Here is an 11,677-nt window from a genome sequence, read left to right as displayed (position 1 = left end):
TTGCATAGCTATTAAAGCATAAATCATTGATGTTACTTCATAACCTTTTGGGCCTTTTGAATAACCAGATTTTCTTAAACTATAGGCTATTTTAGAAATGTCTAATTGCGATAAAATCATTTCTAGCTTAGTTTCTTGTTGAAATTTTATAATTTCTTCAAAGGAAATTATGCTCATTTGTCGAATATACATTTAGAGGTTTCACTCCTTTCGGATTATTTTGGTGCTACTTAATATATTCGACATTTTGGGGTGAAACCTCTTTTTTGCTTTAAATAAATTTAATAAAATCAGCCTCTTTGAATTATGCAATTTCCTCATTTAATATAATATCTAAGACAACATCTAAACAAATGTTTCTATAATAAAGGAGGTATTCTTTGTGTTAAAAAAATATTTCAACCCATATTTTAGTAGAAAACAGCATTTTTTTTCAACTTTATTTGGTCTTGGAATGGTTTTACTAGCTTATCAGCAAGTCAATATTTTTATTGAGCATTTTAGTAGTGAATTAGATTTATTTATACCAAAATATATAATGGTAGGTATGCTATTATTTTTAGGATTAACTGGAGTGGTAATGTTAACATTAAACTTTAATCTAAAGGTGAAATCTGTGCAAATAGTGCTGAGTATTATAATTATTTGCTTAATTGCACTGGGATTAATAATAATTAATGATAGCTTTTTCTTGCTTGTATCATTAACTTCTTTTTTCTTAGCAGTTATTTTTTTAGTATATCTATATAGTCCCATAGCCACATTAGTCACTATGATTATACTTTCAGGTCTTTATATATTAGCTACTCAAACAATACATCACTTTTTGGGAATAAATTTTAATCTATATATAGCACTAACATTATTTCTACTTCTTAATAGTTATGTAGGTGTAATAATATCAAGAATAATGATAAAAGGTTTAAAAGGGGAAGAAGAGGCAAGGAAGTTTGAAAGAGAAGTAGTAATTACACATTTAAACGTCATATATATAGCAATCTTTATATCTATTAACTTAAAAGGTATAAATGTAAATGAAGAATTGACTATACTTGGAACTACAATACTTAACAGTTTTGTTACTGCAATTGCTATAAATCAAATTAAATTGGAACATTTAGTTGATTTAAGTTGCCTTTTTCACAGGAATCACAATTCCTTAAACAAATAGCAGTAATAGTCGGCTTGAACCCTCATAAGCATTCAAACAAATCCTAAAGATTTCAACTTCCCACAACCCTGCATTAATTCTAGCTGGCTCCCTTATGGTGTCAAGGGCAAGGGCTGGCGCCTGCTTCGCACCCTTGACACCATTGCGGTCGCCCGCTTCATATGCCATATAGTTTATACTGCTATGTATGCGACGAGTATTGTAATAGTCCATATATTCAGCAATTACCTGGTAAGCTTCAGCGAAATCTCTAAATTCATTACGACTATAGCATTCATCTTCTAAAATAACGTGGAATGATTCAATATAGGCGTTCATGTTCTATGTTTAACTTCTCACAGGTTTCAGCAAATATTTTAGTGGTAAACTGCGGACCGTTGTCAGTTCTTATCACCGGTATTTTCATCCCGGGAACTAAACCTCTTTTTCTGATAGTGTTTTTAAGCACGTTACAGGCATCTAGTGCTTTACAGTTTAATCCTATATAATAATCGATAATTGTTCTGTCAAATACATCTATCAATGATAGCTGGAAAAAAACTGATCTGTACCAGTAATATAGCCGTATTTTACATCTGCCTGCCACTGTTGATTTGGAGCAGTTACTTTCTCTCTTTTTACTTGCTCATCTGATACTTTTTCACCTGTTCTGGTCATTGAGTATCCCGGTATTTTACGCCCAACGCTGTTTTTTGTTTTTTGATCAACTTTTCCAGTATTGCTCGAAGTGTTATGATAATAGGTGGATGCAGCCAGGCCGACAGAGTTTAAAACTTTATTAGGATTATATCCTTTTTCAATCCACCTCTTGGCAATGGCAACTTTGTCGGCTACCGAGGGTTTTTATAATCCATCAACTCCTTCAATATCGCAAGCTCAAGTTCTTTTTCTGCTAAAAGACGTTTTAATCTATCATTTTCGGTACTTACTTCTATTAACTGCTTTTATATTGCTTTATAACAGTTCTCTTTTGTTTTGGGTAAGGATTTTACGGTTCCTCTATTGCGGTATTTACTGATCCAGGTATGAATGGTGTTGGGTGAAATTTCATGACGCCTTGCTACTTAACGCTACATTTCCCGTTTCCTGACATTCTTTTATTAGTTGCTCTTTAAATTCATCACTATATTGTCTTTTTTTCATATGTTATCTACCCCCTGTTATTAATTTTAGCATATACAAGGATTTACTCCAAATTTATTAGGGGGCTATATAGTAATCATCAATCAAATCTCTTGTTATATCTTCAGCTTTTAATTCTGTTAAAGTAATAAATTTATCAAACGTTCGGCAACTCACTTAATAAAATCTAATTGTGTATTCAGATAGATTATTTACAACACACTTCTTTAGCTATTGTTCCTGTAAATCTGAAAAGTTAAATCACTCCCTTTATTCATCTGCATCTTTTTCAACCCATTCTTTGACTTCATTTGTTACCAACTCCTTTTTGTTTTTAGTTGGTAATCAAAAAGGTGGCTGTGATTTCACCTAAAACAGGCAAGAATCATAACCACCACTCAAATACACTAAATCATTATAAACCTTGTTACATCAACATTTATAGGTTCTAAACCCTACTCCCACTCGATAGTTCCTGGAGGTTTGGAGGTGATATCGTAAACAACCCGGTTTACACCATCTACTTCATTAACAATTCTTTTAGAGATTTTGTCTAATAATTCATAAGGTAGTCTAGACCAGGTTGCAGTCATTCCATCTTCACTACCCACTGCCCTTACGGCAACTACTTGACTGTAAGTTCTATCATCACCCATAACCCCTACACTATATGTCCCAGGTAAAACTGCAAAGAACTGCCAAACCTTTCTTTCTTTGTCGTAATTTATTATTTCTTCCCTTACTATGGCATCGGCATTTCTCAGTATTTCCAATTTTTCTTCAGTTACTTCACCCATAATCCTAATACCTAAACCCGGTCCTGGGAAAGGCTGTCTCCACACTAGATGTTCTGGTAACCCCAATTTAAGACCCACTTCCCTAACTTCATCTTTAAATAAATTTCTCAGTGGTTCACATAGTTCAAATTTCATATCTTCTGGTAAACCACCTACATTATGGTGGGTTTTTATTGTTGTTGCAGTATCGGTACCCGACTCTACTACATCAGGGTAAAGGGTACCTTGAACTAAAAATTCTCCATTTCCATACTTAACCGCTTCCCTTTCAAAAATCCTTACAAATTCATTACCAATAATTTTCCGCTTTTGTTCTGGATCTGTTATCCCCTTTAATTTACTTAAAAATTCATCCTTTGCATCTATTTTGACGACTTTTAGGCCTAACTTTCCTTCAAAGGCTTCCATTACCTCTTCAGCTTCATTTTTCCTCAACAAACCATGATCTACGAAAATACAAGTTAAATTATCACCAATGGCTCGGTGAACAAGTAATGCGGCAACGGCAGAATCAACTCCACCACTCAACCCACACACAGCCTTTTTATCACCGATTTGTTTCTTAATATCTTCTACTGTCCTTTCTATAAAGGACTCCATAGTCCAATCCTTACTTAATCCACAAATATTAAACAAGAAATTTCCGATTATCTCTTTTCCTTCAACAGTATGAATAACTTCTGGGTGAAATTGTATTCCATACAACTTTTCCTTATGATTTTCTATAGCTGCCACCGGTGTATTTTCACTATTAGCGGTAACTATAAAATTTGTTGGTGCAATACTTACATAATCACTGTGACTCATTAAAACTTCTGTTTTTTCTCCTAAACCTTGAAATAGTCCCCCATGATCTAAAATGTTCATTGAAATTGTACCATATTCCCGGTGATTAGCCCTTTTAACTTCTCCACCTAATTCTTGTACCATCAGTTGCATACCATAACAAATCCCTAGTACCGGCCATTTGCCGCTGAAAACCTCCCGGGTACACTTAGGTGCATCTTCTTTATATACACTAGATGGACCTCCCGATAAAATTATGGCAGATGGATTAAAGTTTTCGATTTCTTCTAAAGAAATGTTATAAGGTTTAATTTCACAATAGACCTGCTGTTCCCTTACCCTTCTGGCAATCAACTGATTGTATTGACCTCCAAAGTCTAAAATAAGTACTTTACTGTGTGGCATTACAACAACTCCTTTATAATTTAATATTATTTAAGGTCCAAAGGTTACCCATTGGACCTATTTTTCCATTTGGCTGAGAGAAGTTTTATTAAGGAATATTCTTTTCCCTGTTTCTGTAAATTTATATATTCCCTGTTTTCAAAGTTATTATTACCATAATATACAGATTGAAATTCATTTGTCAATATATCTAAAACTTTTGTCGATATTTTTCCCTTTCTTTTTAGCTTTTCAACATATTCCTTTGGTGTTTCTCCTTTTCCCTTTCCCCAACCAACTAATTTAAAATTACTTAAAATTTTGTTGTAAAGCCTAACAACTTTTTCCTTTGTTGATAATTTACTTTCTTTATGTTTTATCACTAAAGGAAAAGATATTAAAGTACCTATTCCTAAAAAGAACCAAAACAGATTATTTCTTGTTTTTTCTGATTCGTTATTATCCGGCTCTTCTTTTCCAACTCCATTTTCACCTTTATCTAGATCAGGTTGATTTTCTATTGGGGTTTCATCCCTCTCCCCAGCATCAATATCATCTTCACTCCGTCTTTCGCCGTTACCTGTTCCGGTACTGCTAAACCCTGGAGTAACCTCAAAGGGTACCCATCCGGCATTGGGAAAATATACTTCTGCCCAAGCATGGGCATTTTCATCTGTAACCAAATAATACCCACCCCCTTGAGGTGTTCCCGGAGCAAACCCTTTTACCCACCGGGCTGGTATCCCTAAACTTCTGGCCATCATTACAAAGGCTGTAGAAAAGTGAACACAATATCCTTCTTTAATTTCTAAAAAATGTTCTACAAAATCCATATCCCCTGGAGGATAAGGAACATTTAAGTTATATTTAAATCCACCCCTTAGCAGATAATTTTTAAGGGCTATTACTTTATCGTAGTTGTTATCGTATTCCTTTGTCAGTTCTTGGGCTAAATTAACTATCTTTGAAGGAAAATAAAAGGGTAAATTTGTATACTTTTCCAAAGGAAAATCATCACTGTAATCCCCTCCTTGACGGAGAAGGTCTGGAGAAAAAGTGGGGTAATCCATTACTACCTGATAGGTATCTCCCCTTCCTATAGAACCATTGATAAGGATATCACTGTCGTTAATTAACATAACAGAGTTTTTCCCCGGCAAAATCACTTCTTTAGTATTTAAGCCAGCAAAAATTACGTTATATGAGTTATTTAGAACCTCTACCTCTATGGTTACCTCTTGATAATCTACCCCTGGATATTTCTTGACAGGAATAGTAGATAGATGGTAACTACTATAACTTAAAATGTCCCTATGCCAACCTCTACCGGTGTAGAATGAACTACTTTCTCCTCTAAGGTATACCGGCTTTTCCGTTTTAACCCTCAAGGCTGGCTGATAGCTAGGAACAATAGGCCCTCCCAATATCTTGTCATTGGAACTATAGCCCGTCCTCTTAACCCTTGCCCTTTCCACATTATCCCCTTCTTCACCATTTTCACCTACTGGAGAATATCCACCGGTAAAGAAAGTTTTAATTTCTTCAAGGCCTTGAGCAACTTCTATAGTCCTTTCAAAACTCCAAATAGTATTTAATACTATCAAGAAAACTATCATTACAGCTATTGGTAATTTAAAGTTATTTTTATAAAGGGCGGAGCTTTCCATATTCTCAATAAAAAGAAGGGTCATTCCTAAAAAAATAAAAAGGAGTAAAGGATTAAGGGTACTATAACCGGTATATAGATGAAGTCCTAGTAAGGCACTACTCCCTCCAAATAATAATAAAACTATAAAGGTTTTTCCTACCCTTTGAAAAAATTTAATTTGCTGGAAGGCATAGTTAAGGAGAGCTATAGTAACAATAGGTAGTGCCACCATCCTTTGGAGCCGTCCATAATAAAAGTGGGTGATATCTCCTTGTAATTGTAAAAATACTTCCTGGAGCCATCTAGGGTTAATTAAACTGCTGTATTGCCCCGACCTGTAAATTATAGCTAAGGTTAAAATACTTTTGGTAATTAAATTTAACGGGGAGTCTTCGAAAAAATAATCTATCCCTAAAAAAGAAATCCATAATAAGCCTAAAAGGAAAAGTCCCTTTGTAGGCTGTTCCATCCCATAACATATTAAACCTATTATAAAAGTTAAATACCAAAGTTTAACTACCCATTTTTTTATCATAAAAAATTCCTCCAATACACCTTAGCCTGATAAATCTTTAAGGGATTTAACCCCTTTAATGAAATCATAATCACCAATTTTTTCTCCACCAACTAAAAAGACTTTGATCCGACCCTTTCCATTACCTTGATAGAATTTACCTATCAGTTTTTCATCTAATCTATTGGTGATAATAAATAACGTTACCCCTCTATGCCAATAACTGTATTGTTCATTTAACATTTTTTCTAAAGTTTGATAACCATTATGTTCCACTAAAGCCAGTTTTTCCATTGCCTCTTTAATAAAATAAGTTTTATTTTTATATGTCACCACATCTCCTGATTTATTATTGAACTTTAAGGTTAAGTTTTTATCAAACCTTCCTAGACTATTAATTAAGCTGGCAGCAACTGATACCGCCAATTCAAATTGGGGGTCGTAATTTTCTTGATAATTTTTGCTATAACAATCTAAAATGATGTGGTTTTCTTGATTTAATAAAGGATAAAATTCCTTACTCATCAAAGTATTTTTCTTAGCACTTACTTTCCAGTGAATTAAACTTAATTTATCTCCCCTCTGATATTCCCTGACACCACTGATTTGGGAGTAGTCATTACCTTTTATCAATTTAGTTACCCCTTGTTTTTCATCATCCCTGTTATAGAGATTATCTATAGGTATATAGACAAATCGAGGATAAACTGTAATTTCGTCGGATAAAGGCAATTCTTTTTTAGTTTCTACAAAACCTAAAAGGTCTGTCCTATAAAGTTCTACTTTATCCCATTTCAATTTTCCCCGGGGTACGTCTTGTAATAGATACTCATGTTTTGTACCCTTTTTGGTCAAAAAATGGATTGGAATAGTTATTTCAGAAAAAAGGTGATGTTTAATGGAATATTTTAAAGGGTATTTTTCTAACACTTTAAGCCACAAAATAGGGATTAAGCTATTATTCTTAATATTTAACTTAATCCTCAATCTATCACCACTGAAAACCCTACCTTCCGGCAATATCCTCTCTACCTTTATGCCCCGCCAACCTCTCATTATAGTTAAAAAAGGAGTTAAGGTCATTAATAATCCTAACCAAAAAAGGTTGGCAACTCTAGGATCTTCCATTATCCCTGCCCAAAAAAACAATAAAATTACAGCTAAAATTAATAGATAAATTTCCCTTTTAAATTTTATCTCCATAACCTATCCCCTATCTCCCTATAGGTACTTCTACACCCTTTAAGATATCTTCAATTACCTTTTCCCCCGTTACCCCTTGCATAACTTCCTCTGGTTTTATGATAATCCGATGGGCTAATACTTTAACAGCTATTTCTTTAACATCATCGGGGATGACATAATCCCTTTCATTGATAAAGGCCTTAGCTTTCGCTCCTTTAGTTAAGGCTAATGCCCCTCTAGGGCTGCTCCCTAAATAGACAGAAGGGTAAGTCCTGGTAGAGCGGACTATTTCTAAAATATAGTTTAAAATAGGTTCACTTACTTTAACTTCTGTTACCTTTTGCTGCAACTCTTTCAATCCTTCAATATCTAAAATCTGCTCTAATTTATCTAAGGGATGGGTACCATCCATCTGAGAAAGGAGGATTTCCCTCTCCCCTAAAAAGCTTGGATAACCGATATGGCATTTCATCAGAAACCTGTCTAATTGGGCTTCCGGTAAAGAATAAGTCCCTTCATATTCTATAGGATTTTGGGTTGCAAAAACTAAAAAAGGTTCCGGTAAAGGATAAGTTTCTCCATCAATAGTAACTTGTCCTTCCTCCATTCCCTCTAGTAAACTAGATTGGGTTTTAGGAGAGGTCCGATTGATTTCATCTGCTAAGATAATGTTTGCCATAATAGGGCCTTTCTTATATTCAAATTCCCCTGTCTTTTGGTTATAAATAGAAATTCCAGTAATATCGGAAGGTAATAGGTCTGGGGTGAACTGAATCCTCTTAAACTTACAGCCCAATAATTTAGATAAACCTTTTACCAATACCGTTTTACCTACTCCAGGAACGTCTTCTAATAAAACATGGCCTTTTGCTAAAAGGGCTACTAAGATATCGTCTACCGTTTCCCCTTTATCTAACAATACTTTACTTAAATTTTCTCTCATTTCCCTAACTTTAGTAAAATCCACAAATACTCCCCCTTAAATTTTAGCTTTTTTCTTTAACACTTAATCTTTATATTATTAGACGAAAAAAAAAGAAAAAAGTTACAACTAATTTAAAATCAAAAAAATATCTTTCGATATATATCTTCACTGAATGCAATCCTTTCAGGTTTCCCGGGAATGATTTTAAAGGTTCTTTCGCCATTTTCTAATCGTTCTGCCTTTAGAAATTCAGTTTTGGGGTCATTTAAAAAGGCTGTGGCATAAGTGTAAAAATGAGTTACAAAAAACACCTCAACATTACTATGTGTTAATCCCTTTGTAATTTGTTTTGAGATTTCTGAACCCTCATACTCATTGGTAGAAGCGAAGGATTCATTAAACAACATTAATGCTCCCCCATGTATTTCTTCAATTATCCTATTCATTCGGGAAAGTTCTTCATCTAATTTACCTTTTTCTAATGATCCATCCTCTTCCTTCTTAAAGTGGGTAAATACCCCACTTCTTATAGGTGCTATAAATTTTTCACCACAAACAAACATTCCACACTGGGCCATTAACTGCCCTTGACCTATACTCCGAAGAAAAGTTGTCTTTCCCCCTTGATTAGCCCCTGTAATAATAAATAATAACTTATCTATAGAATCTAAATCATTTCCAACTACAATTTCTCCTTTGGTTAATGCCAGACCACCATCATAAAGTCCAGTATAACTACGTTCATTCCTATCCATTGGCAAAAGCTCAGGGATACAAATGGGCATTTTAATCCCTTCAAGGATACTAGCTAAGTTAATGCACCCTACATAAAAGGCCAATTCCCTTTGCAATAAAGCAAAAAAACTTTGCAAATGTTCAGCTGCCTGAGCCAATCCATTGACCACCTCATTTATCGCCCGATCCCGCCGTTTCCCAAGATCTATGGCTCCTAATTCATCCCGGGGGTCTAAAGTATAGGCTGGAGCAAAGGCCCAGCGCCGCCAAAAACCCTTAGCTTTAGGATAGCGATAGACATATCTAACCCCTTGAAGGTAACTACCTAAACTAGCACTTACTAATACACCTTCTTTTTTACTCAAGTTATTTAAATATTCATTAACCTCATTAAAGTAATGATCACCTAATTCCCTTTGAAGGGTAGAAAAAAAATTTTTAAACCCGGAAGATTGGAATTTTGATAAATTATTATCTGCTATTTTCCTAAGTTTCATTAGCATTTCGATATATATTTTCAAAAGACCAATGGCATTTGCCATAGTACTGGACAAATAGGCGGTTGATAGCCAATACCACGATTCCCTGACTTTCTTTTCTGTTTCAATTGCTACTTGATATAGCTCCAAAACTGTCTCCCGGTTATTTAATGTATCCTTTAAAATTTCTTGACGGTAACGAATAGTTTCTATTGATACCAATGGATTTAAGAGAGCAGTGCTACAGGACTGGCTGATAATTTCATCTCCCTGAGCCATAGCAGAAATAATATACTTTAGTCCAAGATCCTTAAGTAGGTTTTCCCTATGAAAACAGGACTCAGATTCTATAACAAAATCTTTATCGGCAAACATTAAATTAACTTTCATTTTTTAACCTCCTGCAAATATCTTCATAAGTGAGGTTATATTTTTTAGCAATATGAAGGGCATAGGCAAGGCCATCTGGTGGCTTTCTAACAAATTTATATGTCCTTTGGGTAGGGTCATTTTTATCGACAACACCTACCATACTAACTATCTCATAATTATTTGTAGCTAATTCTTCAATAAAGGTTACAATTACAGCAAAGGATCCTAAAACTGAAATATCCTTAAGCATATTCCGACCTAATATGATGGCATCGGATAAAGTTGTTGAAGCAAATATTTCATTGATTATTATAATACTTCTTTCAGTAGCTTTTTTAAGGATGTCTTTTAGCCTAACTAGATCATCTTGTAACTTCCCCTGTAAAGTTGATAGGTCTTCCTCCCTATTAAAATGGGTTAATATTTGGTCAGAAATGGGAAGTCTCCCTTCCCTTCCTGGTACCGAAAGTCCAAGGGAAGCTAGATAGTGGATTTGACCAATAGCCCGAGCAAATGTAGTTTTTCCCCCTTGATTAGGACCAGTAACGACAATAACCCGTTCCTGTGGATTTAATATAAAATCATTGGTAATTGTTTTTTCACCTATTAAATAAGCAAGGGCTAGATCAAAAGTATCTCGAACAAAAATAGCATCATTACCTTTACTAAACTTGGGATAATGGAAAGGAAGCCCTACTTTTTTTAACCGTTGAACATATTCTAACCAAGATAAATAAAACTGTATATCCACTGCAAATCTTATAATAGTATGGTCTAAAAATTTTCTGTGTTTTTCACAAAAAGACCTTAAATCAGCAAAAATATCCTTATATAAATCGGCAAGTATGTTTAATACCCCATTTTCAACATGGGCTGCAACAGGTTCTTCATCTAATTTTTTACGATAATCTTTAACTTTCCCTTGCCTAAATTTTTCAAAACAGTCCAATATCTTTTTTGAATAATCGATCTCCCCCTGATATTTACGGATACGAATTGTTCCACCTTTAATGAACATACAATACTCCACAGAAGAAAGATCTTTTCTTAGCTGGAGAACGTGATTTTTAAGTTCCTGAAATTTATCTGACTTAATATATTCCCCTATATATTCTTTAAAAGCATTTAATCCCTGGGAATAGAATTTTTTTCCCTTTAATATCTCTAATAAATTATAAATCTCTCTACAATATACATCGGCACAATCTAACATTCGGCCACAGGTTAAATAATTATTTTCATAACTCTTTATTGATATAAGTTGCCTATCTATTTTCTCCATAATTTTATTTAACTTGTAAATTGTTTTAGAAAAACTAGTTATTACCTTTCTAAAATCATCATCTTCTAAATCAGCCATTATTTCCTGACGATAAATTATAGTTTCCTCATCTTGTAATGGTGTATAAAATAACCCCTCTAGTTCAAACTCTTCTTTGTCTTTTAAAATAACCTCAAAAATCTTGTGGAGATTTAAATCCTTGAAACATTCCGGTACATTTCTAAATCTTTCCCTTTCATACTCATTTTTTGTCTTAAACAAAATACTGTAAAACAAA

General features: G+C 34.0%; 10 protein-coding genes and 2 pseudogenes. 1 reads left to right on the top strand and 11 read right to left on the bottom strand.

What is annotated here, in order from left to right:
* Positions 1-192: pseudogene (locus tag BMX60_RS05745) on the bottom strand (IS5/IS1182 family transposase); the annotation flags it as partial.
* A 190-nt stretch (positions 193-382) separates the two neighbouring features.
* On the opposite strand from BMX60_RS05745, the gene BMX60_RS05740 reads away from it, so the two are divergent.
* Entirely contained in the window at positions 383-1,171 is a 789-nt protein-coding gene (locus BMX60_RS05740; protein ID WP_091350198.1) for a hypothetical protein, read from the top strand.
* Here BMX60_RS05740 and BMX60_RS05735 read toward each other — a convergent pair.
* The 10 genes and pseudogenes from BMX60_RS05735 to BMX60_RS05700 form a co-directional block, all read right to left on the bottom strand.
* A complete protein-coding gene (locus BMX60_RS05735) occupies positions 1,160-1,489 on the bottom strand; it encodes an integrase core domain-containing protein (RefSeq protein WP_091350196.1) in 330 nt (109 codons plus the stop codon). The genes BMX60_RS05740 and BMX60_RS05735 overlap by 12 nt on opposite strands.
* Complete coding sequence (locus tag BMX60_RS12475) at positions 1,473-1,694, bottom strand: integrase catalytic domain-containing protein (RefSeq protein ID WP_177159718.1); 222 nt, start codon at positions 1,692-1,694, stop codon at positions 1,473-1,475. The genes BMX60_RS05735 and BMX60_RS12475 overlap by 17 nt, the downstream gene beginning before the upstream one ends.
* Positions 1,691-1,828 (bottom strand): hypothetical protein, encoded by a 138-nt coding sequence (locus BMX60_RS12030; RefSeq protein ID WP_177159717.1) that lies wholly within the window; start codon positions 1,826-1,828, stop codon positions 1,691-1,693. The genes BMX60_RS12475 and BMX60_RS12030 overlap by 4 nt, the downstream gene beginning before the upstream one ends.
* A gap of 287 nt (positions 1,829-2,115) precedes the next feature.
* Positions 2,116-2,223 (bottom strand): annotated as a pseudogene (locus BMX60_RS12470) (hypothetical protein); the annotation flags it as partial.
* A 525-nt stretch (positions 2,224-2,748) separates the two neighbouring features.
* The gene (gene guaA / locus BMX60_RS05725; RefSeq protein WP_091350191.1) at positions 2,749-4,281 is read right to left on the bottom strand and encodes a glutamine-hydrolyzing GMP synthase; all 1,533 of its coding nucleotides are present in this window, start codon (positions 4,279-4,281) and stop codon (positions 2,749-2,751) included.
* A 44-nt stretch (positions 4,282-4,325) separates the two neighbouring features.
* Complete coding sequence (locus tag BMX60_RS05720) at positions 4,326-6,443, bottom strand: transglutaminase TgpA family protein (RefSeq protein ID WP_091350189.1); 2,118 nt, start codon at positions 6,441-6,443, stop codon at positions 4,326-4,328.
* Positions 6,444-6,464: 21 nt separating this feature from the next.
* Positions 6,465-7,625, bottom strand: a complete 1,161-nt coding sequence (locus BMX60_RS05715) for a DUF58 domain-containing protein (RefSeq protein WP_091350187.1) — start codon at positions 7,623-7,625, stop codon at positions 6,465-6,467.
* A gap of 10 nt (positions 7,626-7,635) precedes the next feature.
* A complete protein-coding gene (locus tag BMX60_RS05710) occupies positions 7,636-8,574 on the bottom strand; it encodes an AAA family ATPase (RefSeq protein WP_242945717.1) in 939 nt (312 codons plus the stop codon).
* Positions 8,575-8,669: 95 nt separating this feature from the next.
* A complete protein-coding gene (locus tag BMX60_RS05705; RefSeq protein WP_091350184.1) occupies positions 8,670-10,136 on the bottom strand; it encodes a MutS-related protein in 1,467 nt (488 codons plus the stop codon).
* Positions 10,126-11,676 carry a MutS-related protein gene (locus BMX60_RS05700; protein ID WP_091350182.1) on the bottom strand — a complete coding sequence of 517 codons (1,551 nt, stop codon included), beginning with the start codon at positions 11,674-11,676 and terminating at the stop codon, positions 10,126-10,128. Before BMX60_RS05700 ends, BMX60_RS05705 begins: the two co-directional genes overlap by 11 nt.
* Position 11,677 lies beyond the last annotated feature (1 nt).

Source organism: Anaerobranca gottschalkii DSM 13577, assembly GCF_900111575.1.
GTDB lineage: Bacteria > Bacillota > Proteinivoracia > Proteinivoracales > Proteinivoracaceae > Anaerobranca > Anaerobranca gottschalkii.
The sequence above is the reverse complement of the archived record's forward strand: the minus strand, read 5'-3'. Positions and strand labels throughout refer to the sequence as shown.

Bases quoted from the DNA above. Each gene is read 5' to 3' on its own strand.
- BMX60_RS05705 (WP_091350184.1), bottom strand. From the start codon at position 10,136: ATGAAAGTTAATTTAATGTTTGCCGATAAAGATTTTGTTATAGAATCT.
- guaA (WP_091350191.1), bottom strand. From the start codon at position 4,281: ATGCCACACAGTAAAGTACTTATTTTAGACTTTGGAGGTCAATACAAT.
- BMX60_RS05735 (WP_091350196.1), bottom strand. From the start codon at position 1,489: ATGAACGCCTATATTGAATCATTCCACGTTATTTTAGAAGATGAATGC.
- BMX60_RS05720 (WP_091350189.1), bottom strand. From the start codon at position 6,443: ATGATAAAAAAATGGGTAGTTAAACTTTGGTATTTAACTTTTATAATA.
- BMX60_RS12030 (WP_177159717.1), bottom strand. From the start codon at position 1,828: ATGACCAGAACAGGTGAAAAAGTATCAGATGAGCAAGTAAAAAGAGAG.
- BMX60_RS05715 (WP_091350187.1), bottom strand. From the start codon at position 7,625: ATGGAGATAAAATTTAAAAGGGAAATTTATCTATTAATTTTAGCTGTA.